Source organism: Methanosarcina siciliae T4/M (assembly GCF_000970085.1).
In the GTDB taxonomy this organism is placed as follows: Archaea; Halobacteriota; Methanosarcinia; order Methanosarcinales; family Methanosarcinaceae; genus Methanosarcina; species Methanosarcina siciliae.
The window spans coordinates 3,172,452-3,199,057 of record NZ_CP009506.1; the positions used below are offsets into that span (position 1 = coordinate 3,172,452).

At 43.7% G+C, this 26,606-nt stretch carries 19 protein-coding genes and 4 pseudogenes; 7 read left to right on the forward strand and 16 right to left on the reverse strand.

Going from position 1 to position 26,606, the window contains the following annotated elements; all coding sequences use genetic code 11:
- Nucleotides 1–20 precede the first annotated feature (20 nt).
- Nucleotides 21–1,079 (forward strand): annotated as a pseudogene (gene corA / locus MSSIT_RS13190) (magnesium/cobalt transporter CorA); the annotation flags it as partial.
- A gap of 32 nt (nucleotides 1,080–1,111) precedes the next feature.
- Here corA and MSSIT_RS22395 read toward each other — a convergent pair.
- From MSSIT_RS22395 to MSSIT_RS13210, 6 genes and pseudogenes are all read right to left on the reverse strand, one after another.
- Nucleotides 1,112–1,751 (reverse strand): annotated as a pseudogene (locus MSSIT_RS22395) (transposase); the annotation flags it as partial.
- An 11-nt stretch (nucleotides 1,752–1,762) separates the two neighbouring features.
- Nucleotides 1,763–2,994, reverse strand: a pseudogene (locus tag MSSIT_RS13195) (ISAzo13 family transposase).
- Between the two features lie 243 nt (nucleotides 2,995–3,237).
- Nucleotides 3,238–3,447, reverse strand: coding sequence for a hypothetical protein (locus MSSIT_RS13200; protein WP_048065670.1), 210 nt, complete (start codon nucleotides 3,445–3,447; stop codon nucleotides 3,238–3,240).
- A gap of 993 nt (nucleotides 3,448–4,440) precedes the next feature.
- Nucleotides 4,441–4,584, reverse strand: a complete 144-nt coding sequence (locus MSSIT_RS23450; protein WP_156157343.1) for a hypothetical protein — start codon at nucleotides 4,582–4,584, stop codon at nucleotides 4,441–4,443.
- A 35-nt stretch (nucleotides 4,585–4,619) separates the two neighbouring features.
- Nucleotides 4,620–6,512: a DNA/RNA non-specific endonuclease gene (locus MSSIT_RS13205; protein ID WP_048172936.1), complete on the reverse strand. Its 1,893-nt coding sequence runs from the start codon at nucleotides 6,510–6,512 to the stop codon at nucleotides 4,620–4,622.
- Nucleotides 6,513–6,923: 411 nt separating this feature from the next.
- Entirely contained in the window at nucleotides 6,924–9,008 is a 2,085-nt protein-coding gene (locus MSSIT_RS13210; protein WP_048172938.1) for a M13 family metallopeptidase, read from the reverse strand.
- A gap of 576 nt (nucleotides 9,009–9,584) precedes the next feature.
- On the opposite strand from MSSIT_RS13210, the gene MSSIT_RS13220 reads away from it, so the two are divergent.
- Nucleotides 9,585–9,890 (forward strand): hypothetical protein, encoded by a 306-nt coding sequence (locus MSSIT_RS13220; protein ID WP_048172942.1) that lies wholly within the window; start codon nucleotides 9,585–9,587, stop codon nucleotides 9,888–9,890.
- A 118-nt stretch (nucleotides 9,891–10,008) separates the two neighbouring features.
- A complete protein-coding gene (locus MSSIT_RS23455) occupies nucleotides 10,009–10,155 on the forward strand; it encodes a hypothetical protein (protein WP_156158860.1) in 147 nt (48 codons plus the stop codon).
- A 112-nt stretch (nucleotides 10,156–10,267) separates the two neighbouring features.
- Here MSSIT_RS23455 and MSSIT_RS13225 read toward each other — a convergent pair whose 3' ends face one another.
- Nucleotides 10,268–11,224, reverse strand: coding sequence for a bile acid:sodium symporter family protein (locus MSSIT_RS13225; RefSeq protein WP_048172944.1), 957 nt, complete (start codon nucleotides 11,222–11,224; stop codon nucleotides 10,268–10,270).
- A gap of 364 nt (nucleotides 11,225–11,588) precedes the next feature.
- On the opposite strand from MSSIT_RS13225, the gene MSSIT_RS13230 reads away from it, so the two are divergent.
- The 3 genes from MSSIT_RS13230 to MSSIT_RS13240 all read left to right on the forward strand — a co-directional run bounded on the left by MSSIT_RS13230 (nucleotide 11,589) and on the right by MSSIT_RS13240 (nucleotide 14,344).
- The gene (locus MSSIT_RS13230; protein WP_048172946.1) at nucleotides 11,589–12,269 is read left to right on the forward strand and encodes a S4 domain-containing protein; all 681 of its coding nucleotides are present in this window, start codon (nucleotides 11,589–11,591) and stop codon (nucleotides 12,267–12,269) included.
- A gap of 78 nt (nucleotides 12,270–12,347) precedes the next feature.
- On the forward strand, nucleotides 12,348–13,016 hold the full coding sequence (locus MSSIT_RS13235) for a DUF2119 domain-containing protein (RefSeq protein WP_082089005.1): 669 nt from the start codon (nucleotides 12,348–12,350) through the stop codon (nucleotides 13,014–13,016).
- Between the two features lie 275 nt (nucleotides 13,017–13,291).
- Nucleotides 13,292–14,344, forward strand: a complete 1,053-nt coding sequence (locus MSSIT_RS13240; protein ID WP_048172947.1) for a calcium/sodium antiporter — start codon at nucleotides 13,292–13,294, stop codon at nucleotides 14,342–14,344.
- A 275-nt stretch (nucleotides 14,345–14,619) separates the two neighbouring features.
- Here the strand turns inward: MSSIT_RS13240 and MSSIT_RS13245 are convergent, their stop codons facing one another.
- The 9 genes and pseudogenes from MSSIT_RS13245 to MSSIT_RS13285 form a co-directional block, all read right to left on the reverse strand.
- Nucleotides 14,620–15,297 (reverse strand): diacylglycerol/polyprenol kinase family protein, encoded by a 678-nt coding sequence (locus MSSIT_RS13245; RefSeq protein ID WP_048172949.1) that lies wholly within the window; start codon nucleotides 15,295–15,297, stop codon nucleotides 14,620–14,622.
- A gap of 230 nt (nucleotides 15,298–15,527) precedes the next feature.
- Nucleotides 15,528–16,316, reverse strand: a pseudogene (locus MSSIT_RS13250) (transposase); the annotation flags it as partial.
- A gap of 263 nt (nucleotides 16,317–16,579) precedes the next feature.
- On the reverse strand, nucleotides 16,580–16,906 hold the full coding sequence (locus tag MSSIT_RS13255) for a hypothetical protein (RefSeq protein ID WP_231589818.1): 327 nt from the start codon (nucleotides 16,904–16,906) through the stop codon (nucleotides 16,580–16,582).
- Nucleotides 16,907–16,985: 79 nt separating this feature from the next.
- Nucleotides 16,986–17,147, reverse strand: a complete 162-nt coding sequence (locus tag MSSIT_RS23460; RefSeq protein WP_156158861.1) for a hypothetical protein — start codon at nucleotides 17,145–17,147, stop codon at nucleotides 16,986–16,988.
- A 239-nt stretch (nucleotides 17,148–17,386) separates the two neighbouring features.
- Entirely contained in the window at nucleotides 17,387–18,124 is a 738-nt protein-coding gene (gene alaXM, locus MSSIT_RS13260) for an alanyl-tRNA editing protein AlaXM (RefSeq protein WP_048172952.1), read from the reverse strand.
- A 463-nt stretch (nucleotides 18,125–18,587) separates the two neighbouring features.
- Entirely contained in the window at nucleotides 18,588–22,250 is a 3,663-nt protein-coding gene (locus MSSIT_RS13265; RefSeq protein WP_231589819.1) for a PGF-pre-PGF domain-containing protein, read from the reverse strand.
- A gap of 833 nt (nucleotides 22,251–23,083) precedes the next feature.
- A protein-coding gene (locus tag MSSIT_RS22400) for an IS1 family transposase (protein WP_148705127.1) occupies nucleotides 23,084–23,766 on the reverse strand; the annotation gives its coding sequence in 2 pieces (ribosomal slippage) (nucleotides 23,084–23,443 and nucleotides 23,446–23,766; 681 coding nt in all).
- Between the two features lie 134 nt (nucleotides 23,767–23,900).
- Nucleotides 23,901–24,602 (reverse strand): LrgB family protein, encoded by a 702-nt coding sequence (locus tag MSSIT_RS13280; protein WP_231589820.1) that lies wholly within the window; start codon nucleotides 24,600–24,602, stop codon nucleotides 23,901–23,903.
- 16 nt (nucleotides 24,603–24,618) lie between these two features.
- Nucleotides 24,619–25,116 carry a CidA/LrgA family protein gene (locus MSSIT_RS13285; RefSeq protein WP_048172958.1) on the reverse strand — a complete coding sequence of 166 codons (498 nt, stop codon included), beginning with the start codon at nucleotides 25,114–25,116 and terminating at the stop codon, nucleotides 24,619–24,621.
- A gap of 296 nt (nucleotides 25,117–25,412) precedes the next feature.
- Here MSSIT_RS13285 and nifS point away from each other — a divergent pair, with 296 nt between their 5' ends.
- Complete coding sequence (gene nifS, locus MSSIT_RS13290) at nucleotides 25,413–26,603, forward strand: cysteine desulfurase NifS (protein ID WP_048172960.1); 1,191 nt, start codon at nucleotides 25,413–25,415, stop codon at nucleotides 26,601–26,603.
- The last annotated feature ends 3 nt before the right edge of the window (nucleotides 26,604–26,606 follow it).

Consider the following 26,606-nt stretch of genomic DNA (forward strand, 5'->3'; position numbering starts at 1 on the left):
TTTAAAGGTGAGGCAGAGCCGTGAAATCGGGAACTTTCGGAAGGAAACAGTCAAAAGTCGGGCTTGCCCCCGGAACTCTTGTGCACGTGGGGGAAAAAAAAGCCGAAAAAGTCACAATTCGGGTCTGGATCTATAACGACGAGGAACTGATAGAAAAAGAACTGCAGACCATAGATGAGTGTCAGGCCCTCAAAAACCAGCCCGGAATGAAATTATGGATAAATGTTGACGGGCTCGACCGGACTGAGGTTATAGAAAAACTCGGGAGCTGTTTTGAGATCCACCCTCTGACTCTCGAAGACATACTCAATGCGGGGCAGCGCCCCAAAACGGAAGACTACGATTCCTATATTTACACTGTTTTAAAAATGATGCTCCTTGATACGGAAAAAGAAGAAATTGTTATTGACCAGGTGAGCATCATTATCGGGCCCAACTATATACTATCTTTTCAGGAAAGGGAAGGAGATGTTTTTGATCTCCTCAGGGAAAGGCTCAAAAATCCCGCTTCCCGCCTACGAAAGAGTGGAGTGGACTACCTTGCCTACGGCCTTATTGACGCTATAATCGACAATTATTTTCTGATTCTCGAACATTTTGGGGAAAAAATAGAGGATCTTGAAGACGAACTCGTCAGAGACCCGGACCCTGATACCCTGAAAATAATCCAGAAATACAGAAGAGATATGATTCTCCTTCGCAAATCGGTCTGGCCCCTCAGGGAACTTATTAACGGCCTCCAGAAAGTAGAGTCCGAGCTTATCACAGAAGCAACGCAGATTTATCTGAGGGATATTTACGATCATACCATCCAGGTCATAGACTCTATAGAAGCTTTCCGGGATATCCTTGCCTCAATGGTCGATGTCTACCTGTCCAGCGTAAGCAACAGGATGAACGACATCATGAAAGTTCTGACAATTATAGCCACTATCTTCATTCCTTTGACCTTCATTGCAGGGGTATACGGTATGAATTTTGAGTACATGCCTGAACTCAGATGGCACTGGGGTTACCCTGTAGTCATGCTTAGCATGATGTTACTGGGAATAAGCATGTTTTTTATTTTAAAAGAAAAGGTGGATCTAAGTCCCGTATTTTCCGAATTTCCCAATTTTCGGGCAGTACACATCATAACAAATTCAATTCCTGTTTTCCTTTTCCCCTCAACAGAAATTCCCTAAATCCTCTATCGTGTTTCATCTGGCCAAACACAGGTTCTACAGTAGACATTTTTTTCTGATACTTTTCCGTACCTTTTTCTGTGTTCAGTTTAGCCCTCATATCCTCCATTAAATATTCTCGAGGATCTCTTGTTATCGTCCTTTTTTCACTCATAGTACATGCATTTTTCAGCACACACCGATAACAATAGCTACAGACATAACACCTTAAATCAGGTTCACCTTTCCTCTTTTGTATTCTTGTAAAGGGAATTTCAAATGCAGCAGGACAATAATAACAGTCTTTTTCTTCATCGTATGTAAATAGAGACTAGAGACTTCCTGAACTTCTCAGTATGTGACAACCTGGGAAAAGATTTCTTTAATAGGGCCGAGATGAGTTGAACGGAATCAATAAATCGTATGAAAATCAGGCTTTTGCATGGCTGCCAGATGCATAAATGCAGTATCAGTTTGAGTCATTTGTTGCAGCTTACCTGAACTTCTAATGCATATTAGGTACCCATAAAGCAATATTTTTAAAAGAGGTCTTGGATGATAGGCTGAGCAGCCTTCCTCAGGAACTGTTACAAAATAGATTATTCAATCCCCTCTTTTTTAGGTTTGAATGTGTAGTTCCACTCTCCATGAAACTCATTACGGATAATTCCTAATTCTTTAACTTCCTCTTTTGTGATTTTAATCCTTTTTGGGTATTCATTCTTATCTAACATGCACTTAACTTTAAGCCCTTTTGATGTAGTTGTTGCCGCAATAAGATTCACAATTACTGTGTAGCTTGTAAGTGGTTTCCCTCTCCAATTCATGAATATGTAAGAAAATAACCTGTGCTCTATTTTATTCCATTTGCTTGTTCCTGGCGGGAAATGGCAAACTGAAATTTCCAATCCAGTTCTAACTTTTGTAACTCAGTTTTCCATAATCGTACTCTTGACCCATTGCTTCTCCCACAATCTGCAGTAACTAAGAGTTTTTTTGCATCAGGATACGACATACATCCCATCATATTCCACCATCTACGTATGCTTTCAACTGCAAAAGATGCCGTATCATGATCTATGCCAACATTTACCCATCCTTCATTATTGGCAATATCGTGGACTTCATAAGGATTTCCTTTTCCCAGTTCTCTATCCTTAAAATCATATACATTAACGTTCATGGGATCTTTTTTTGGACGTAATTCCATACCCACGCTCTTGAAATTTCCAGCCAACTCTTTCTTTTTTTTATCGACAGAGATCACAGGTTGATGTTCTTCCTGAAATTCTTCGCATTTTTCAATTATATAGTTGAATTGCTGATCACGGTCATGATGGGAAGCTCCTTCTATTGTCTTCCTATTAGCCTGTAAACTGTAACCAAGCATATGAAGCACATCTGCAACTCTTGCATGAGTTACCTTATGCCCCATCTTTTTTAGCTCTTCAGCCAACTTGCGAACACTTTTAGAAGTCCAATGCAAAGGGGATTCCGGATCACCACGGCTTGTTGGTTCAATAAGACTTTCAAGATCAGGTATAAGTGTGGGATCCTTATCAACACTCTTTTTGCGCCCTCCCCCTGGAGCTCGAATTTTACTATCAGGAATAGATATTCCACTTGCTCCAATAATTCCACTTTCTAGTTCTTTACAACCTTTTGAAATAGTATCACGAGAGATGCCTGTTGCACGAGAAACTATGCTGATTCCACCTTCTCCAAGGCTAATAGCTTCTGCAGCAGCAAATAGACGTTTGTTTTGTTCATCAAGAAAAGGTTTTAGCGATTTATACTTTTCAGAGACAATTTTCTCAAGTTGGTTAGCTATATATATGTTCAATAGGGGGAGCTTATATACAAAAAATGCCAGATCTATTTTGTTACAATTACTAAGTAGTTTCTCAAGCCCGACATTTTCGAGGCTGATCCTTCTTAAACTAATTTTGCTTTATAATTAATTGTTTTAGTATACAGGCCCAGGAAAGGTTTTTTTCCTGGTATTTATGAGTTGGTATTTATGAGTTGGTATTTATGAGTTGGTATTTATGAGTTGGTATTTATGAGTTGGTATTTATGAGTTGGTCTCGGTTATTCTGAAATATGGCAGCTCCTTGATGGCCAGACGAGCCATAGATTCCTCGACGTCTGGAGTGGGTTCCTTGATCCTCTCCGGGCATGCTATAACGTTGAGCAGCTCCTCAAGAGCTGGACTGCTCGATCTCCATGTGTAGTCGCTCCGTGTCTCAGCTGTAAAGATTTGCCATTCGATTTTTACTGACATAATAATCACCTATTTAAAAAGTTCTCTATGATTATACAGTTAAACTTTTGATGTGATTGATTTTTTTGACTCGGTTGATTTTTCAGTTCAATTGCGTATAACGCTATTAGATAACATCAATTCTTTAACTGTAAGCACTCCATATCACAACACATCCTCAAAAGAGATAGGATCAAAATAAACTATAGAGTCTTTAAGAGCCATACGAACGGATATGCTTCGTATACGATAATGTATCACAATACAGGACTTATGTAGTTGGACTGGGAATCAATAGCACCAAACCTCTAACTCTCTATAACGAATTTAAGCTGCAGTGCTTGTTGTAATTGTTTTTATACCCCAGGTACGTAAGTCCAGAATGCATTAGGTGATTAAGAAGAAAACCCGAAAGAGCTTTGATCCTTTTACTGTAGCCCCAATACAGTTACTCAAAGATATACTTTCTTAAGTTTATTTCTTTGGAATCGGATCAATTATTCCAGGTGGATCAATTATTCCAGGCAGTTCTTACTCACATACTCTATCAGTTGTTCCTCACTCTTTTGACTGATTTACCCACGTTATATACAATGTTCCTGTATTATTTTAAAATAATTATGCGAAAAATTGTTTCTGAACAAAAGATAGTTCCATATAAAATCTTTCAAAGTCGAACAACAATTTAATATTAATAGGAATTACGCATTTGCCTGCACAGCAGGCAACTTTTTAATTTTTTTAATTTTTCGGCTAAGGTATAGATTGGATTTCTTATAAATTGATTAATAGCATTTCTTGTAATGTTCCATTTCGTTTCAAACCATGTAATTCCTGCTTTTATTCTTTGGATTAAAATCTTAGAAATGCTCTTATTGCCACCATTTTCCTGATTGCTTTGAGATTCTTTATACTGGAATACCAGGTATCAAACAGGACAAATTCTTAAATTCTAAAGTCAACAGGGATTACAGCATCGTTAGATGTCCAGAACGGTTTCAAGATTGATGCCATTCACAACCTGGTGGTGTTTTCCATTCCATTGATAAGATATGAAGCTACAACTATCGGGCTTGCCAGCAAAATGAAGTGAAGCCGATATGTAAACTGGATTGTCGGCTTGGGCTCTTTAAGTCCATTGGCAAGACTGTGCTTCATTACTAATCCGAGGCAACAACCGTCAGGTGATCGTATCAGAGCATTATGTCTGCAGCAGAGAAAATCCGCCGGATACTTCCCCTCTGGCTCTCCAGACCCTTTCCGGCTGCTGCCCGGGCCATTGGATCGGCATCTGTAGGCAAGTTGAATGATAGGCTGGTCAACGCCTCAACCTGCGCTACCGGCACTTGCCATGTCTTGAACTCGTCGTCGAAGAACTCCAAGCTCTCCAGATAATTCTTCTGCGTACGCAGGTAGGCAGTGGCGCTGAGCTTCCCGCTCTTATTGACGAATGCCACCACCTTCCAGAAATCGGCAGGCAGGAGGTACTCATTGCGGTAAATCATATCGTCTTCGCGGAAGACGGGACCGGTGAATACCGATATCTGCACATTGGCATTATCTGTGGTCTTCAGTATGTAGTCTTCCACTTCTAGCCAACCATGCTGGTTGAGGCGCTTGTGCTGAGGTGAGCAGTTCGTAAAATGGAACGTATCCTCTCCCGCGTCCCTGGCATTTGGCCCCCAGCAGGGATCCAGCCGGCGAACCAGATGTCCGCGGTCAAGTGGATTTCCTTTATACAATTTGGGTCCGGCCTGATACTTCTGATCGAGGCGTGGATCAAAGTACCATTTGTCGCGGGTACGTTTGATTTTCTTCAGCTTCTTGCCGTCAATATTGGCCGCGGTATAAAAGGCCAGCCTTCGATCGGCATTCATCACAATCGAGAAGTGCAGGTAGGTGAGAATCTCGCCCCCGTCCTTAAGCTTTGCGACTTTGGACTGGAGATTATCGCCCAGCTTGGGAAGCGGCAGATGATGCAGAGGTCCCAGGAAATCGGGGTTGTAGCCATCCGCCAGGCGGTAATGTCCCGTGGGCAGTTCTCCCAGTTCTATTGCTGCGCCGGGGATGGGGGCCGGGGCGGTTATGATCGCAGGTCCGACCGGACCAGTGTCATGGCTGCGAAGTCTGCGCAGAGCTTCGGCCACCATCGGCTCGTTCTCGCTGCGCGATTCCAGTGCCTGGAAAATGCGGCTGATGCGCACTCCTTCATTGGCCACCCAGGCTATGGTGCTGGGATCGTCGATGCCTTCTTGATAGGACTGACCGTCTGTCTTGAGGATGTTACCCTGGGCATCTTTCATCGGCACTCCTGAGTGGTGCAGGCACACAACAAGCCATTGATCGTTGAATACGGGCGAACCTGAGGCTCCGGGCTGAGTGTCGGTCAGATAGTGTATCCAGTTGTCGAAGAGATCTACAACTTCGTTCTCCCGCAGGCAGCACTGCTTGAGACCGCCCTCAGGATGCTGAATGATAGAGACGTATTCGCCGGTCCGGACCTTGCCGGTGTCTTCCACAAGACGCAGTAATCCGTAATCGGTAAGCTTTGTTCCTTCTATGGCAACGGGTGCCACGGATACCAGCGTGAAGTCCAGGTCCGGATCGGTGACAAAGACCTCGTCCGGTTGCAGGTCGAAGGATTTTGATGTCTTTCGTCTACCGTTTATATCTTGCTCAAATTCGAACTCTACAAAACTTTTCCTTGCCAGCTCTGCTGTATCGAGGACGTGGTTATTTGTCAGCAGCAGATTTGGGCCGACAAGAAATCCCGTGCCGTAACCCTCTGGCCTTCCGAATGGGTTCACGACCTGGATCCTGCAGACGGGTCTGGCCGCGAGCAGTCCAAGTTCCAGATAGGAGATGCCGACTAGATCGCTCTTTCCTATGATCCTTTCCAGGGCCAGGTCATCACCTGGTTCAAGAAAGATCAGGCGTCTCTCTATGGGCTGTGCCTCCTTCAAGGGCATGATGATTTCACGTCTGAATCCCTCTCCCGGTCGCTCCGTTTCAGCAGCTCTCTGCCGGTTATAATACCTTTCAGAAGCTTTTCTCTGTTGCTCTTCTTTTCTGGCATTTTCAAGCATATCTTTCCCCCATTATAACTCAACAGTTTGAAATAATTAAAATACATGTCCAGATATTATATTATCGATCAAATATCATACTGCTAAAATTATAATATTTTTATATATATTAAAAGATAAGTTTAGACAAAATGATATAATTATTTGGAATTTTAGATCAGTACTAAATGTTTGGTTTATTCCACTATCGATGGACACAATATGTATTAATAGGATTATTCAGGCATTATTCTCCCTTAGACCCTCTTGGTCATTATATCGTAAAGTTTAGAACAGGCGAAACTCGGGAAGATAAATCGGGATCTTAAAAACGCACGTGAAATTCTCTGAATAACAGACACAAAAAAATGAAAAACAAAGTACTCTCGCACCAAAGCAGTTTGAAACGAATAAGACTCCCTGAAGGTCATTCTACCAGATAACCGGCCTCTCATTCTCTGGCCTGTAGAGTTTATCCGCTGGCTTTACGCTCGGGAACGCCCTGTAAAACTCAGGCAAGTTGAAGACCACGCCATTTACCCTGAACCTGGCTGGCGAGTGGGTATCGGTCAGCGCTCGCGTCCTCAGGAAGTCATCTGTGTCCGATTCCCTCCATACCTGAGCGAAGCTTAAGAAGAACCTCTGATCTCCGGTGAAACCGTCGACCATCTCCGACTCCCCTTTCGATGAAAGTTTATAGGCATGGTAGGCAATGGTCAGGCCGCCGAGATCTGCTATGTTCTCCTGCAGGGTCAGGTTACCGTTTACGTGCAGGCCGGGCAGCACCTCGAATCTGTTGTACTCGTCCACCAGGACCTCCGTGCTCCTGTTAAAGTTATTGGCGTCCTCTGGTGTCCACCAGTCCGTCAGATTTCCACTGGCATCGAACTTCCTGCCCTGGCTGTCGAAGTGGTGAGTCATCTCGTGTCCTATGATGGCGCCTATGGCACCGTAGTTGACTGCGTCATCGGCTTCCTCGTCGAAGAAGGGAGGCTGCAGAATGCCCGCAGGGAAGACTATGACTAACTTGTTATAGTCTGCATAGGCGTTAGTCTCCTGAGGGTTCATTTCCCAGAGATTGCTGTTTACGGGCTTACCTATCCTTTCCAGGCCGTTGGGACCGTGGTGGAACCGGAATTTGGAGGCCCTGAGGACGTTCATGACATACGAATCGTTTTTCACTTCAAGTTCCGAATAATTCAGCCATTCGTCGGGGTAGCCTACCTGGACGTCCAGGGACTCAAGCTTCATCAGGGCTTCCTTCTTTGTTTCAGGTTCCATCCATGTAAGGCTTTGAATTCTTTCCCTGAAGGCCTTCTTCAGGTTGGATACCATCCCCTGCATCCTGGCCCTGGAGCCCGTGTCGAAATACCTGTCCACATAGACACGGCCTATGGCTTCACCTATGGCTTTGTTTTCCTCATCAAGAACCCTCTTCCAGCGGGGCTCCATCTCCTGCTGGCCGTTAAGTTTTCTCTCATAGAAGTCAAAGTGCTCTTTCTCAAGGTCGGAGCTGAGATAGGGAGACGTAGCTGAGATCAGCTTCCAGCGCAGGAAAGTCTTCCAGTCAGCTGTACTCTCTTTCTGAAGGGCGATGCTCAGTTCCTTGAAGTAAGACGGATTTCTTACGTTGACCCCGGCTACGTTCGGGTGGCCCAGGTCGCTGAAGAAACAGGACCAGTTCATGCCAGGGGCAAAGACCTGAAGCTCCTCAAGGCTCATCCTGTTATACGTTTTGGCTTCATCGTTGTCGTCCACGTTGTTAAAGGATGCATTGGCAAGCCTGGTCTCTATCCTCATCACGGTTCTGGCATTATTTTCAGCGGTCTCCGGGTTATCTCCCAGGAAGACGAACATCCTGGTAACGTGGGTCAGGTACTGCTCTCTGATCCTGATAGATTCGCTGTCCTGCCTGAGATAGAAATCTCTATCCGGGAGGCCAAGGCCCCCCTGAGTAAGAGTGGCAATCATGACCTTGCTGTTCTTCTTGTCAGGCGCGGCGTACATGGAGAAGAAGGGGTCCATGCCATAGTCCATCATTTGCGTCGACACGGCCTGGACATCGGAAGTACTGGAAACATCGTCTATCATCCGCATCTCGGCTTTGATGGGGTCCAGACGCTGCTTTTCCAGGGTGGAGTTGTCCATTCCCACACGGTAGAACTCGCCGATCTTCTGCTCGAGGCTTCCCTCAGGGGCAGAAGTGTTGCTGGCTGCGTCTTCCACTATTTTTTTGACCCGGTCGGATGTTCTGTCCTTTACTATCTCGAACTCTCCGTATCGGAATTTGTCCGCAGGCACAGGGTGGCTTTTTATCCAGGCTCCCTCAGCATACTCATAGAAATCGTCTCCGGGTTTTACTGAAAGGTTCATGCTTCCGTGGTCGAAGGCTTTCTCATATCCCGGGGCGCTCGTGTTACCTATCGAGGTTTCGGAAGAGCCGGAGACCATGGGGATTAAAGCGTTAATCAATGCGATGCAAAAAACGAATAGATATATTACTCCCTTTCTCTTCATACCCCCTCAACTCCTATGGATCCTGAGGAGCCTCTTACACTGCAGCATGTAAAGGCTGCTCATTTGGGTTCTGTAAAAATCCTTTTTAATGAAACTGATTTTCCAGTTCGACTGCGTAAGTCCCGTTCATTTACTGCAGCTCCAGATACAGCTGCTCCGAAAATACCCTTCCGGTGCGTTTATTCGGAACAGGATCAATCTTTCAGCAGCTCTATATTCCCGTACTCTGATGATTATTCCTCATTCGTTTGTCCCGTTTGCTCCCGTTATAGAATATACAATTATCTCAGTAATTATTTTAAATTAATCATGATAAAATAAAAGTAAATTCAGTTTCTAAATGTGATTCTAAATGTGATTTTTTCATTTCTTGATTGAAACCATCAAGTGAAAAAAACGATCAACAGAAAATTCACAAAATAGAGTGCGTTAAGGCTTATAATTAATTGCAAAAATATTTTTTTACGGGATTGCCGATTAATCCTGAGGGGGGATTGTACATCTTAAAGTGTTTTTTTGAAAACATCAGAGTTTTACCGATGCTGTTGATATCTGGAGCGGAACAGGACTGCCGACTTGTCGAATAAACTCATCGGGCCTGTCAGGATCCCGTTCGAGAACACTACTTTACCTGACTACCTTTGTCTTGTAGACACCGATGGAGAAAAAAGGCCTCTGTTGATCGTCCAACCAGGCTATGACTGTACAGGTGAGGAGCTTTATTTTCAGGTCCATTCAGGTATAACTGGGAATCAGTTGTCACTCCTTAATGGAGGAGTTTATGACTTCGGGGGCAGCATTCTTCAAAGAGTTTCTCCGGACATCGAGGACATCCTGAGCGATGAGAACAAATCAAAAGCCTTTTTGACCAGGAGATTTTGAAGGCCATGGACCAGAGAGTTGAAATAGGCTGGGCTATAAAGCCAGTGGGATATATATTTTCGGAGCCAGGACGCCCGGCGATTACTTCCGGATGCTTCCCCTTTATACTCTGAAGGAAGTGGCTCCTCAGATCAGGTGCAACATGCTTGTAATCGAAACGGATAATGATACACTCATTCCAGGTCAGGCAGGGTCTCTCTATGATGCGCTGACATCTCCCAAGGAGTTCATGCTTTTATTAGAAAACAGTAAAATAGAGAAGTAGATGAATACAGGAAAAACCGGGAAATCTGTTGTTATATTCCCGGATTTTTCCTGCTTCCCAACCTCTGTTTATGTTTACTTCCTGTAAAACCCTTCAGGTTTTACCCAACCTCTTAGTGTATATGCCCAATTGTTTTGGGTCTCTCACTTTTATCGGGATCAGACACTGTTTCTTTTGACCAGTGCCCTGCAAGGAAAGCTCCGGACAGGTTATGCCAGATGCTGAAGATTGCACCAGGAAGCGCTGCTGCAGCAGTGAAATGTTTTATCGCAAGAGCCACACTGAGGCCCGAGTTCTGCATCCCTACTTCGATCGCCAGAGTTCTTGCCTCTTTTTCGCTGAGCTTCAAAGCCTTTGCAACCCCGTAGCCGCCTGTGAGCCCTAGCCCGTTATGCAGGATCACTGCAAGCAGGACCATGAGCCCGCTTTGTTCAAGATTCTCGCTGTTCGTCCCTATGATTATGGCAATTATGACTACTATGGCTGCTGCTGAAATTGCCGGAAAGACGTCCCTGACCGCCCGAATCCGCGCTTCAAAGAAATAATTGATCGCAAGTCCGAGCACTACAGGCACAATCACTATCTTTACGACGCTTACAAGCATGCCTGTAACGTCAACGTTCACTGTCTGCCCTATGAAAAGCCAGGTGAGGAACGGGGTTGCGAGAAAGGCAAGCATTGTGGAGACAGAGGTGAGCACTATCGAAAGTGCAACATCCCCTTTTGCAAGGTAACAGATTACATTTGAAGCCGTACCTCCGGGACAGCAGCCAAGCAGGATCACCCCCGCCATAAGGTCGGCAGGAAGCTTTAAGGCCAGGCTTACAGCCCATGCTGCAAGGGGCATAAGGGTGTACTGCATCAGAGTTCCCAGGAGAACCACATAGGGCCGCTTCAGGACCGCAAGGAAACTGCCCACTGAGAGTGTAACGCCCATCCCGAGCATGATCAGGCTTAAAAAGGGCACGATAAGCCCCTGATGAGGGGCAAAATACTCCGGATGCAGATATGCTACCGCAGATAAGAGTATTGCCCAGAGGGGAAATAATGAAGTGAACTTTTTAAGCATTTTTAGTACACCATCACATCAAATTGACAACTGAGTCATTAAATAAACTGAGATTGTCATTTAAATATATATCTATTTATTTACGATAAATAATAAAGCTGTAATTAATTTAGAAATTGTAACAACGAGAAAGAAGGTCCATTATTTGGCAGAACCGGAGAATAAAATTGTTATTGATTTCAACTTCATAATTTAATTGTTATCTTGTCAAATGTTACCGATTACTTATACTCCTGTTAAATGCTATCGATTGACTGTAATCCTGTTAACAACTCAGGATACTCGAAATTTCTCAAACATCCGATTGCTATCTCTGACGTCCGGTTGCTACCTTTATATACAGGCTCTGCCGATACAATGCCCCATGAGACTGGATGCATATCTTGTAGAGATGGGACATTTCAAGTCCAGGGGACGGGCCAAAACTGCCATTCTTGACGGAAACGTGAAAGTCAACGGCATCACGGTAACAAAAGTCTCCAGGGACGTCTCGATTGACGATGTAATAGAAGTTGCCGAGGGCCTGGATCAGCCTCAGGGCTACTTCAAACTCCGGTTTATTCAGGAAGAAAGTGAGGTCCTTAAACCCGGGGACAGGGTTCTCGACCTGGGATCAAGTGCGGGCGGTTTTCTCCTTTTTGCGTCAGAGATTGTGAGCCATATAAAAGGTCTGGAGTTCAGCCGGGATTTCAGGAGCGAGCTTGGAAAAATTGCGTTTGAAAAGGAAAATGTTGAGGTAATATTCGGGGATGTATTTACCATACCTCTTAAAGAGCTCTCTGAAGAGCCTGTGGACGTTATTCTCTCGGATATGACTCTTGAGCCCGAAGACTCGATCAAAGCCCTATCCAGAGTGCTTCCTCTCTTGAAGGAAGGGGGAAAACTGCTCCAGGTAATAAAAATCCCAAAGAAGAAAAACCCGAAGCCTATACTGAGCAGGATCGAGAACCTGGGACTTGAAATCCAGAAGGTTGTTAGTTCCGAAAAACAGGAGATCTACGTGGTTGCAAGAAAACCGCTACCTGAAGAAAAAGAATCAGCCTGAAAAAATAGGCTTGGGAAAAAGACACGAAATCCGAAAACAAAACGGCCTGAAGAAAAAGAAATAAAGGAACACAAACGGATGAAATTTGATGAAAAAACCGGCTCTTTTCCTGAAGAGCCCGATTGTACGGACATGTGCAACACGCATAACTATGCAAACGAAACCGGGCTGAGAATCTATGGGCAGGGAAAACCTGTTCGCCTCTTTGTTGCGGGACTGCATGGGGATGAGTGGAAGGACACAACGGAAATCCTGCTGAAAATAGAGCCTCCCGAAAACGGCATCCTTGCAGTGATCCCTCTTGTCAGCAAGGGAGAATATATTTCAACTCTGGACCCGGCTTACTATCCGGTAATGGGGACTGATATACTAAAAGCCGTTGAAGCCCTGAACCCAGAGGTTTACATTGAACTCCATTCCTATTCCGGAGAAAACCTCGAAAAACTCGCAGGAAGGGACAGGTTGGAAAGGATTGGAGTGCCTGCCTACAGCGTCCTTAAAGCAGGAGTATTGCTGGGTTCGGTTTCTCCCTGGATTCGAAGGGAGTATTTCCCAAAAGAAGCCCTTTGCCTCTCTTTTGAGATCCAGAAAGGAAATCCTCTATCAAGGGAATTTGTTGCCGATATGCTCGAAGTCCTCAAAGAAACAGGATCAAGAGACGAGTTTATAGAATACCTGAAAAAAGAATTTCCCGAACAGGCAAGAAAAGCTATTGAGGACTACCGCCGCTTTTACGGGGAAATCTGAGAGTTTGCCTTCTACTTCTCAATAAACACAATATTGAAAAAGTACAATATCGAAATTGTCAATATTGAAAAAAGAATAATACCGAAATAGTCAATATCGAAATCGTAATTATTAAAAAATGAATATTTATCCGTATTTAAGTAAAGCGTTCAGTTAAGAGTCTGTTTTAAGGAAGTCATTTCTCTTTTTACTGAAAGCCTTTAATAAGAGTTATTCCGATTACAGTTCGAACCGATAATGATCAAACATATGAAAAACAGATCAAATGTGATTTTATGATCACAGTGAATTTTCTCATTCTCTTACTTGGCCTGGTCTTTCTGGTTAAAGGTTCTGATTACTTTGTAAAGTCAGCCTCAACGATTGCAAAAAAGCTTGGCGTTTCGGAATTCGTTATAGGGCTAACTCTTGTGGCAATAGGGACCTCAATTCCGGAACTTGCTTCTTCCATAGCCGCTTCTATCCAGCAGGCTAGTGGCATTGTAATAGGGAATATTGTAGGCTCTAACATTGCCAACATAGGCCTGATTGTGGGAGTTGCTGCGTTTCTTTCCCCTATAAAAACCGAAATTGACATGCTCAAAAGAGACGGCTACATCATGCTCTTTTCAGCTTTGCTCTTCTTTGTTTTTGCATTTAACAGAGAATTGTCAATTATAGAAGCGGGTCTCTTTGTACTGCTGTATATCGCTTATGTGTTTTTTCTGTTCGAAGAAGCCGAAAAATATGAAGGTAAACTCCATTTCAAAGAGTTCATAACGTATTTTTTCAAATTCAAGTATATAAGCAGTGCAGTGCAAAAGCTCAATGGGAACCTCAACAGAAACTCCAAGTCAGATCGAAACTCTGAGTCAGGAAATGTAAATGAACGGCCGGAAGGGGGATTTGCAAAAGATATCTTTACCCTTGTGTTAAGTTGTGCAGCAATTGTAATCGGGGCAAAGTATTTTGTTCAGGAGTCGATCTTCTTTGCAGAACTCCTCGGGGTTCCGGACACCATCATAGGTACTACTCTGGTTGCAGTCGGGACTTCCCTTCCGGAACTTGTGGTAACGGTATCTGCAGCAAGGCAGGGTTACGGGAGTATAGCCCTTGGGAACGTGATAGGTTCAAACATCACAAACATATTTTTGATTCTGGGGCTTTCCGGGGTTCTTTACCCTATATCCGTTGCAGAAATAAGCCTTTCTTTTACGATCCCCGTCATGATAGTCATAAGCCTGATCCTACTTGCCTTTATCAGCACAGGTTGGGAAATCAAAAGGTGGGAAGGAGTGGCTTTGATGGTCTTTTATGCAGCTTTCCTTGTGGTTTTATTCTACATCTGAGTTTTTAAGGGTTGGAGCCTTCAAAAAGGCTCAAAAAACTCTTTTTTTACGTCCTCAGACTAAATGGTTTTTTGTCTCTGATAATGAACGCAGAAGTCATTTTCAGAGGTACAGGTATAATATTTACAACAGTATCCATTCAAACCCCTTTCATCAGCCTGATTATAAATTTTATAATTTCTTTTTGAATTTCGTTTATCAACGGATCTATAAATTGCAGGCAATTAATTATGCGCTTGCAGGTTCTTAAAGCTCCGGCGTAGGAGAACGAACTTTTAATTTTGGAACAGACAAGTAATAAACATCAATAAACCTGAAAATATTGGAATTAAAAAATTGTCATTGAGGAAAAACCTGAAAGCTGCCTGAGAATTGAGTTCTTTTACTGTCTGTAAATCCACAATGCTTTCCAGCAGCATTCCTCCGGTTGATCCGACAAAGGCCTGAGCAGGAGTTACAAAAAATAGTGAAGCAAGGAAGGCAGCAATAATTCCTGCAAGAGTTCCTTCCACAGTTTTTTCTTCCGAGTAGGGCAACTTATGCCTGCCTACAGTAACGCCTGTAACGGTTGATACCGAGTCTCCGAATCCCACTATTGCAATCGAAGCGTATACGATTTCTTCAGGGAAGAGTACAAGAGACGGAATTATTCCGCAAAGGAGCAGGATATTCCCTTTGAGAGGAATGTTCTGCTTCTCAGGTCTTCCCCATCTGCACAGAAATGGTGAAAGTGAAGGGGGAAGAATATTCTTTAAAATCACAAAAGATGTTGCCAAATAAAAAGCAAATAGCAAAAGAAGGATCCATAATGCTTTTTCTCCTGTTGCATAGATAAGAAGAATAAAAAACACCCCAGTAAGAAGGTGAATTAGCTGGCGTCCAATCTCTCCTTTAAGAGATGAATTTTCGTCCTGATATTCGCACCTGTCTCCTTCCGTATTTCCGGCTACCATAAAATCACCTCGTCAGCTCACACCTTTGATTTCAATTAATCTCCCGGGTCGAAGTTTTGCAGAATAAAGGAAGAAACACGATCCGAAACGTTAACCCAGCAATTCCCCGGTTCATTCTTATTACAGAAATTATTTAGCAGATATAATAAATGTGTGCTGGATAAATGTATGTCCGATCAGGATCTCAAATTAGCTCTCAAAATCTCTGATCTAATTTGACAATATTTTCTTTAAAAGTACCTCCCAAATGAATTTTTGTTTCCGGTCTTATTTTGAATTTCTGTCAGCACCAGTAGTTGATATGCTATGAAGCTCAATAAAGAGTATAGTTTTCTACTTTTGTTTCTTTCCCTTTTGATATCGAATTTTACTGTGTCTTTAATATGTCCATGTACCTTCTCACACTCAGATCTCTTTTTGTATTGTTCATCGAATCCTTCATCGCTTATGTTTTGGTTTCTCAGGTACATTCCAACCTGTTCTTCCCTTCCATTTTCGTATAGATATTTTAGTTTGTTTTCCATTGTTGCATGAATATCTCCGCCTATTTTCCACATTTTGTTGACCCGATGATCGATTCTCTCCTCTTTACCTTCTTCATTAATTACAGAGTTTGAAGCGTAAGAGATAATCGGTTTTGCATTTAGGTGGTACCATATGTCAGAATGGTTGAGGAACGAATCATAACCTCCATCTGCTGAATACAATTCAATATCGGCATTCGTCTTTTTTAGAGCTTCATATGGTTGATAAGTTCTGGAGAATCCCCTGCAACACCTTTTGTATGGGTTATAAACAGGATAGGTTCCAATCATTGTGATGTGTGACTTATCCATTTTACATTCATAATGTGGATTGTAATCATCATGCTTATCGTATCTTGAAGCTTCAAGAGGCGTAGAATCGATCTTAGCTTCCTTTTCCTGAGAAAGTTTATGAATTTTTTCACCTAACATCATCATGATCTCATTGATTCCTTCTTCTCCAAGCCTATAATTAACAAAATGGTGAAGGTTAGCGAAAAAAAGAATAGATTTTTAAGTCAAAATTCTAATTTGAGATCATTAATTCACAGAATTGAAAACAGGTATAAATCTATTAGGACGATTTCATTAAGGTAATTATATGTAAGGAATTCAAAGAGGAATAGATCTAAAAAGGAATGCAATTTTTCCTTTTGTCTCTGCCCGGGGCTATTTTCTTGAATTTGATTTCGATTTCCAGGCCTTTTTTTTCAGTATTCGGGCTTCAATTAGGGCTCCGGCCTTTAACCTTCTGGCCCTTAAATCCTTAATCCTGACTCGTGTACTGTAATTCCCTGGGGGTCCGTCAGGTGATATTTTCCCCCTTCGTCCTTAAGGATCCCTTCCTTTAGCAAGAGGTCCATGTGATATTTATACATGAAGTCATTAAGGCCTGATTTCTCCTTTAATTCTTCTTTTTTTATTCCGGAAAAACCTACAATCCTCACGAGTTTTCTCCTCTCGGAATTCAGGGCGACCTTTCCCATCATTACATGGTCTTTTTTAATAGCTTCAGCTTCACTTGGCTCCTTCTCGGAATTTATGTAGGCTTCAAGTTCGTCTTCTTTTTGCATATCAATATCCATGTATTTTTCAGATATAGAGTTTTTAATCATCATATTATTTCTGTTTTTTTAATTTACAATCTTTTTAAAGGATTTCAAATTAGCTCGCAAAATTTCTGCACTCTCTCCCCGCCTGCAAAAGCTCAGCCGGAGAATCCCATAGTTCCGAAACCTGCCTGTCCAGAAGTTCTTCCGCACTGCAGCATCCCCGCATCCGGACAAAAAAAGTATTCACATATCTCAAAGTGCCGTCAAAATCCATCGTTATGAGGCCTACAACCGCAGAGTCTGCCTTCCACTCAAGCTTATCCGGCTGTTTCTCTAAGTGAGGCTTTTCCTGAGCCTTTCACCCCCTTCGGCTCTTTTCTTTCCCCTTATCCTTTTGATATGGGAGAAAGTCAATCAGAAAAATGACTGAAAAGGAAAAAGCACGGATTTAAAAAATCCTGCTGTGAATCAAAAAATTTAGCCTGAAGATAACATTCGTTTTCGACAGAGATCTCAGTCAAGGAGGGTAAAGTACATTCTTCTGTTGCTCTTTCCTTTGTTCTGAAGTTTTTCGATCTTTAGACCCTTTATCTCTCCTGTGTTTTTCAGGTGCGTCCCCCCGCAGGCTTCAATCGTGATGCCTTCGATCTCCACAAGGCGGACTTCGCTGATATCTTCTGAAAAACCTTTGGCAAGGGTGGTTAACCTTGAGAGTTTTTCTTCAGCTTCCTTGCGGCTGACAAGGTAGAGGTTTACGGGATGGTTTTCGGCTATTACTTTGTTTGCAATTTTCTCGTATTCGGCAAACTTGTCCCTGTCAAAAGTTTCAAGGCTGAAATCCACCCGGCTCTGGTCAAGCCCGAGCTGGTTTCCCGTGATCTGGGCTCCGGCTTCTCTTTCGATCACGTTTGCCATCACATGGGTTGCCGTATGCATGCGCATGTGCCTGTAGCGCCGGTCCCAGTCAATGATTCCCTTTACCCTGTCTCCGGCTTTCAGTCTCGAAGCTACCTTTTCACCTGTCGGGACAATTTCATGGCTTATATCCCCATTGAACTTACCAACATAGACAACCTCAAACTCCACCCCGTCTTCCTCTCGAACAAGCTTTCCTGTATCATTGGGTTGCCCTCCGCTTTCGGGGTAAAATGCTGTGCGGTCAAGGACAACATACTTATCATCTGTCACTTTTTCAACGGTTGCTTTAAACTCTCTCAGGTAACAGTCAAGGAAATAAAGTACTTCTTTCATTGGTATCCTCTCTTCTCAAAAATATATTATCAGGTAAATGGATATTCCTTTAAAAGAGTTTCCAAATCTTGCGTTAAAGGTATCATTAAAAAAGAATCTTTATTAGTACTATTGCTTCCCTTTCTTCCCTTTCCAAAAAAAATACTTCACTCGACCCGGGGTACATCATTCAAATTCACAGGATAGTATAAGGCGCATCCTCCAGCTTGTCTGGCGGCTCTTCCCATAAAGAAGAAAGAAATAGAGTAAGAAAGAGGAATCTGGAAAATTCAGAAAAAAGAGAGATTACAATTTGTCTTTTCTCTTCGTCTTATTTACGGGAAAGACCGCTCTCCTGCGTTGAGCGGGAAAGAATGACCCGTTACAGTGAATAAGGTTGTTACAGTGAATAAGGTTGTATGGGTCAGAAATACTTGCAATTCATGAGTGACTTGGTACGATGAATAAAGTTGTTTTTCCCTCTTCACTCATTCTTTTTACTCCACAGTGCACCTGCGAGCAAAAGAGCGATACATGTCACAAAACCAAGGGCTGGTATATTCCTGTCACCTTCACTACCATTTTCGCTGCCTCTTTTGGTGGAATTTTCCGTATTTTCGCGTGTTATCCATACTTCCGGAACCCCGTCTGGACCTGTTTCAGGAGAGTTATTCTGCACGTCTGTATCGGAAGAAGACCTTAAAGATCCGCTCTGCTGGCCGGCAACTGCAAAAGCTGCAAAACCCGGAGTTTCGGATTCAAAATAGAAGAATGCTTCATCTTCTCCGGTGATCCGGGAAGGAAGTCCTGTCCAGTTCGAATCCGAGTACCTGTAAAGAGAAATAGAAGCCGGATAAATTCTATTTTCGGAAATCCAGTCTTTTTCTACCATGAAACTGACTGTGGGGTTCTGAATGTTCTCAGGGGAGGCAAAACCGCTGTTGCCGGCCCAGATATTTAAGTGTCTGTAAACTTCGCCTTCCGGCAGGTCTGAAACCAGAACGGACTGATTTTTCAGCATTTCCACGGTAACTGTGACTTTTCCGGCGTTTTTCCTGGCATCAAACTCCACAGCTGTTACAGGGGTTGCGTTTCTGGCAAAATAAAACCGGATATGCCTTCCACTGGTGACGAAATTCTGCACCAGTTCCTTGCTTTCAACATTACTTGCGGGCTCGGGGGAGCCGCCTGCACCGCCTCCTCCGCTTCCTCCACTTCCACCGCCCCCTGAACTTTTGATGCTCCTGCTCACATTATCTTCACTTGTGTCCTCAGGCATGTCCGTCTCTTCGTCTGCAGGAGAGGTTGTCAGGGTCCAGCTGTGCTGCAGGGTTGAAGAGCCATTTGTTGCAATAACTGTCAGGGTGTATTTCGTTGGGACAGGGGTTGAAGTATTGCTCTCGGTTATACTGCCCGCAAATTCGCCGGTATCTACGGAAAGGGTAGCAGAAGGGGCAAATTCACTTGTCTGGAGCAGGGCTTCGTTTAGCAGCCAGCTGAAAGTGCAGTCTCTAGTAGACTTGATCCCGAATTCCAGGGTATTCCCGTCAATTAAAACCGTGCTCTGGGCAGGAGTTGCACTCCCTATCTCAAAACCTCTGGAGTAAGCTGACAATCCGGCAATAAGGGGGGAAGAATCACTGCCGTAAGGGGTGTCTCCTATCCCGCTTCCGTCTGAGTCCGAGCCGTTATAATCCGAGTAAAAGTTTCCAAACCGGCTCTCGTAAATTCCTCCATTGTACAGGTAGCGTATTTCCGTATCCGTGTTCCAGGTGTTTGAAAGCCCTGTTTCTCCTGAAGAACTTTCATTTATATTTAGGCTGTTCTCGAACTCGTTTTCAAGGATTCTATTCCGGAAAGAGTCTGTTAACCTGAGCCCTTCCGCATTATTCGATAGGTTGTTGCCTGTAAGGGTATTGTCAGGTGACTCTTCGAGGAGGACTCCCTGACTGCAGCCTGATATCTTATTGTTCTCAAGTGTACAGGCGGCTGCACTTTCCAGATATATGCCAGCCCCTCCGGCTTCATCATTTCCTCCGGAGTCATCAATTTTTCCAGAGTTACTTATTCCAGAGCCACTTATGCCAAAACCGCTGATCTTTGCAGCATTTGCAGTCACATGAAAAACGGGTTCTCCAGAGTTTTCAGCTTCGAGAACGGTATCATCAGGCTTTCCGGAGGCCGAACTGATATTCAGAGCCCAGCGCACATCCACATTTTCCCTGTACGTGCCAGGATATACCAGAACGGTATCTCCTGGTCTGCTGCTGTTTATGGCATCCGATATCGAGGAGAAATCTCCTTTTCCGTCTGTTTTCACAGTAAATGTGGAGGGATCGGCTGAGGCCTGTTCATGCAGCTTTAGGGCGTCTACAAGCCCGTATCCAAAAACATTATCGTATCCGGGCTCCCCCAGATCGGTTGATGAGGTTGAAAGTAGCCGTTTTATGTCCATAGCTGATTTTTCCGGAGCCGCGCTCCAGACCAGCGCTGCAATGGCTGCAACATGAGGACAGGAAGCGCTAGTACCGTAAAACGTCTCCGAAACCCCGCCTGTACCTGTGACATTTACACCATCGAGTCCTGAGATGTCTATCTTTGGACGAATTTCAGGAGATGGATAGTAAAGCGTAACCGGGCCAACGGAAGAGAAGTACTCGATATAATAATCCCCGGATCCCCCTGTCCCGACTGCCCCTACGGTTATCACTTCCGGAAGAGCCGGGTGCCCGAAAATAGAGTCTTTGGAAACGATGTTTACAGCCCTGAGCGTTGTCCCGGGCCAGTAGTAAACGTAGAGTTCGAGTTCACTGGCTTCCCCTGAAGTTTTTCGGACCTCGATAGATGCGTTAAGGGTTTCATTTTCACTGTTGGTATACATTATGTATTCAAGGGGGAGATTGTCCCCTTCCTGATAGACTTCACTGGACGCGATAGTCTCCAGAGTATTTCCGTCTTTGATGAAAAGGTCATAGTTATTTCCCGAATGTTCCCACCTGTCGTCCCACTGGAGAAAAACCCAGACTTTTCCCGAGGGCTGGATCTCAAGCCGCAGGTTCTCGACTTCTCCCTTCCCACGGCTGAAGTCGTGCCAGCCACTTCCGTTGTCATAAAAAAAGCCCTGGTAATGGCTGTCTCCTGAATTTCCTGCAGAGCTTACGTAAAGAAGATCGTGCTCTTTTATAACCTCTCTCACATGGGCTGCCACTGTCCCGTCTTCAAAGAAGGGTTCGGCAAGCCAGCCTATATCATCGCAGATAACCGTGCATCCTTTGCTAACAAGGACATCGACCGCCCTGTTGAATTCGAGCCTGCTATTTCCGCAGTCGTGGAAATACAGTTCTGCTCCCGGAGCGATATCGTAGACGATTTCAAGCATATTCGTGCCTTCATTACCCCCCATATTATTGCTCAGGACATGTACGTCGGAAGGCAGGTCCCCCGTAGCCTGGGCGTCCTCAAGGTTGTCCACGCCGTCGGATATAATCCCGATTTTTATTCCTGTTCCGTTTACTCCGTAAAGTTCCCTGAGGCTGGACGCGTTAAGAATCGAGTCTCCTTCCGTAACCGTATTTCCCTGCCTGACAAAAGGAGGCAGGACAGTTTGAATATTCCTTACCTCAGAAAGAGCAGCCAGTGTCTCAAGGGATTCAAGCGGAACCCACGCTACTGCAATATGATTTTCTTCGTCCCTGTCCTCAACCTCGCAGTATCTGTCAAGTATGCTGCTGTTTGCAGATGGCTCCAGATAAATGTACACGTAAACTTTTTCATCCGGATAAGAAGAAGTTTCGCTGGAATTTTCTCCCGAGCCCGCAGCAATTTCCTGATATTCTCCGGAAAGAACCGCTCTTCTCGAAACAGGATCTTCCTGCTTCAACTGGCCCAGTTCTACCATACGGGTTTTCAGGGTTTCAGCTGACTCTTTCCCGGACAGATATCTTTCGTCACTCAACTGCAGAAGGTCACCTGAGAGTTTCTTCTGGGCAGGGCTTAGGGTCTCTTCCGAATAACCCTGCCCTCCATTATCCACGGAAATACTGCTGTTTCCACTGTTGTTTTCCCCCTGAATTAGTTCAGCTGCAAAAGCTATCTGCATAACAGTAACCAGAAAGATAACGGATAGGCACCATCTTACTTTGCTCATAACGACCAGTGAATCAACTTTTCAAATATCCGGAAAGCTCCTGATAGATATATAAAAATGCAGGTAACGGATAAACTCTCTAAAAAAGCTCTCGTCCCCACGAAACTTTGCTCCCTGAATAAAATTAACGAGCTGATAAGTTATAAATTCATAAGATTATCTGATAAGATAAACTGTTACTGTAACTGTCAGATTGATAATCCTGATGTTGTTTTTACCGTTTTAACATCTCTCAAGCAGACTCGTATAAAGGATAATTGCAGTTTCATTTTTATAGTTGTATTTTCATAAAAATGATACGTAGGCCGGGAGGGTAGTTTTGCAGACTTACGGCACTGTCCGGCTATCTTAGACTAAATGAGGAAATAAAAATGAGAGGGAAAGTAGCCGAATTCCCTGCAGAATGTAAATCTATCCTGATGTAAATCTATCCTGATGTAAATCTATCCTGATGTAAATAGGACTTAAACTTTCTAAAAATACTTGTTTTCAAGTTTCTTCTTTAGTCTCAATTTTCTTTCTGCGTTTTGGGCAGGGCCGCTAGACAAGCTGGCGGATACATCTGATATTTAGCTGAAATTAAAAATCGGTTTTCGGTGTTAAGAAAAGCATCCTCTTAGCTATGGAGACACTTGTTGAGTATATTTATCTCTCAATTGTAGCGCCTGCTTGCAGATGGTTTTCTACTGGACTGGCTGACCGGCCGGCACAGACCCAATGAGGCGCTGGGGAAGAAAAAAGGTAGATTCCCTCCTTCTGGATTCCGGAAGCGATCAAACAACCGTCAGGAATTTTCAAAGTGAAGAAAGCTTGAAGAATTAATTTTGGTATTGTTAATTAAATAGAGGTAACTCTTTATTTCTGTGTTTCATCAATAGAAGAACAGAGTACTTTAGCATTTCAAGACTCTTCGTATAACACTTTGTCTTTCGTCTCAACCTTGCCAGAAAGTGCCTCAATATGCCATTATATCCTTCAACTGTATACGTTTCTGCTTTGGATTGAGTATGAATGGTTTCAGGAATAAACTCTGCATATGCCCTCCAGTGATCAGTCATCACTTCTCCAATCTCTTTCTTCTTTAATTTTTCCCAGAGTAGTTGTCCAGTTTTCGTTCCTCTGCTACCAAAAGAGCAGTTGATGAACTTTTTCCCAACTCTATCAACAGCAATCCAGATCCAGCAATATTTTTTTTGTTACCGATGTAAGTGTGCATCTCATCCAGTTCAACAATAGATATCTCATTTTCGCTTTTTAGCTCCTCTATCTCCTGACCAAATTTCTTTATCCATTTTTGGACAGAAACATGACTTACCCCTAAAAATCGTCCTATTGAGCGAAATCCTAATCCCTCAAGATAAAGTTGCAAAGCCTGTCTCTTAACTAGAGGAGAACTAGCAGTTGATTTTAGCTCGACTGAATAGTTATATCCACAATCGTGGCATTTGTAGCGTTGACGTCCACAAACTATACCGTTTTTTGTGTGATTGGAACTTTTGCATCTTGGGCAGTTCATGCAGAAATATAGGTTTTCATAATATATAACTATAATTAACTACCAATGCCAAATTTTTAAAGGGGGAAGAGGTCGGAGTATTAAGAAATAATATCCCCTTTAATAGGAGCAGCCTATAGTTCTTATTACGGTTTTCAGGACACGAGTGAAAAAAGATAAAGCAGCACCGGTGCCAGAACAACTGTAATAAGGCCGGCAATCCCTATTGCAAGCCCGCTCATTGCTCCTTCGGTTTCCCCGAGTTCTATTGCCCTTGTTGTCCCGAGAGCATGGGAAGCTGTGCCGATTGCAATACCGACTGCAACCCCATCGTTTATGCGGAGGCAACGGCAGATGAAAGGCCCAAGTATAGCCCCTATTATTCCTGTTACTATAATTGCAGCTACGGTTATTGCGGGGAGGCCTCCTATCTGTTTTGAGATCTCTATTCCTATGGGGGTTGTCACGGATTTCGGGACAAGGGAATTGGTTATAACTTCATCAAGCCCGAAAAGGCTGGAAAAGATGAAGATGCTTGAAATGCCTGCAATACAGCCTGCAATTATACCTGTTATTATGGGAAGAGCATCGCTTTTCAGGAGCTGGATTTTTTTGTAGAGAGGAACGGCAAGGACAACGGTTGCAGGCCCGAGGAAGAAGGAAATGTAATCTCCGCCCACATTGTAGGTTTCAAAATCTATCCTGAAATAAAGGAGAAAAAGAATCACAAGCACAAAGCCTATAAGAAGAGGATTGAAGACCGAAGAACGGGTTTTTTTATAGAACAGAGTACCTATCTGGAAAGCAATTAAAGAAAGAAGAATTCCAAAAAGGGGTGTATTCACAAACTCTTTCAAAAAACCGGCCTGCAATTCAGCCTACCTCTCTTGTTTTTCTTTCGCGCTTTTGTATTTTATTATGTATATTTACTCTTTCTGATGCCTGTATTCTTTCGGATACCAGTGCTTTATCAGGAACCTTCTCTGTCTCACTTTTCCCTTTTCCAGAAAAGATCTCCTTCATTGACCTTTCTTGGAGGAATTTTTTGACAAACTCTACTGTCAGCCCGGTTACCCCCAGAATAACCACTGTTGAGACAACGGAAATCCCGATGACTGCGGTCAATTTTCCTTCAAGCATAGCAAAACAGGTTATAAGGCTGACTCCTGCCGGAAGGAAGAAAAAAGCCAGGTTATCAAGTAGAAAATCGCTGATCCTGTCTATCATTTCGAGCTTGATCACACCCGAATACAGGCCGAAAAAAAGGATTAACATGCCCAGAATATTGCCCGGAACGGGCAACCCGAAGACCTTCTGAAGGAAATCACCCAGAAAATATATACCAAGAATAATAGAAAATTGTTTTAGCAAAACCTTTTTTGCCTCCTGTTGACTGGAAATGGACTAAATAAATACGATTATAAATACCTTCTCAATAATTAGAAAATTAGTTACAGTGTAACCAAGACCCAAAAACAACCGGGATATTTGCTTTTCCAGATACTTACCTCCATATACCGGCTTCCAGATTCTTTCCTTTAGATTATTTTCCCAAGATTCTTTCACATTTACGATACTTTCGCACCTTCATGATACAAGCTGAACGTTTTCAAAGGGCACACAATAAATTCATATCGAGCAAACTCCTATTTTCATTTGGTGTTCTGATGGGAGAAAAGCACTTAGTATACATGGACCACGCAGCCACCACTTTCACAAAACCGGAAGTGTTTGAAGCTATGCTGCCTTTTTTGAAAGAACATTTCGGAAATCCTTCTTCCCTATATTCAATCGGTAGAGAAGGCAGGGAGGCTGTGGAAACCTCAAGGGAAAAACTTTCAAAAGCACTTGGAGCCAGGCCTGAAGAAATTTATTTTACCTCAGGGGGCACCGAATCGGACAACTGGGCTGTCAAGGGGACGGCTTTTGCCAGGCAGAAAAAAGGAAAGCACATTATCACCACGCCAATCGAACACCATGCAGTGCTTTACCCCTGCGAGTATCTCGAAGCGCAGGGATTTGACGTAACCTATCTGCCTGTGGACGAATACGGGCTTGTAAACCCTGCGGAAGTGGAAGCTGCAATAAGAAAGGATACCGTCCTGATCTCGGTCATGTATGCCAATAACGAAATCGGGACACTCGAGCCTGTTCCGGAGATAGGGGAGGTTGCCAGGGAACATGGAATTCCCTTTCATACCGATGCCGTACAGGTAATCGGGAAAGTCCCCCTTGACCTGCAGAGAGAACATAAGGATGTGGACATGCTCTCCCTTTCTTCGCATAAATTCTACGGGCCAAAAGGAATCGGAGCCCTTTACATAAGAGAAGGAACAAAAATTGACAATTACATGCACGGAGGCGCGCAGGAGGGGGGAAAACGCGCGGGGACAGAGAATGTTGCAGGGATCGTGGGCATAGGAAAGGCGATAGAACTTGCAGCTGCAAACATAGAAGAACATAATGAAAAGCTCAGGAAAATGAGAGCCCGTCTTATGGCCGGAATCCTGGAAATTCCTTACTGCAGGCTAAACGGGCATCCGGAAAAACGCCTTCCAGGAAACCTGAACTTTAGTTTTGAATATATCGAAGGAGAATCCCTGCTGCTCATGCTTGACCAGATGGGAATCTGCTGTTCAACAGGCAGCGCCTGCTCTTCGGGTTCTTCTGAGCCTTCGCATGTGTTACGGGCAATAGGCATACCCCCAAAAACCGCCCAGGGCACGCTGCGCCTGACCCTTGGAGATGCAAATTCCGAAGAAGATATCGATTATGTCCTTGAAGTGCTGCCTGAAGTCGTCGGAAAATTGAGGGCCATATCTCCATTCTACAAGCCGGAAAGTAAATGTGAAAAGTGAGGG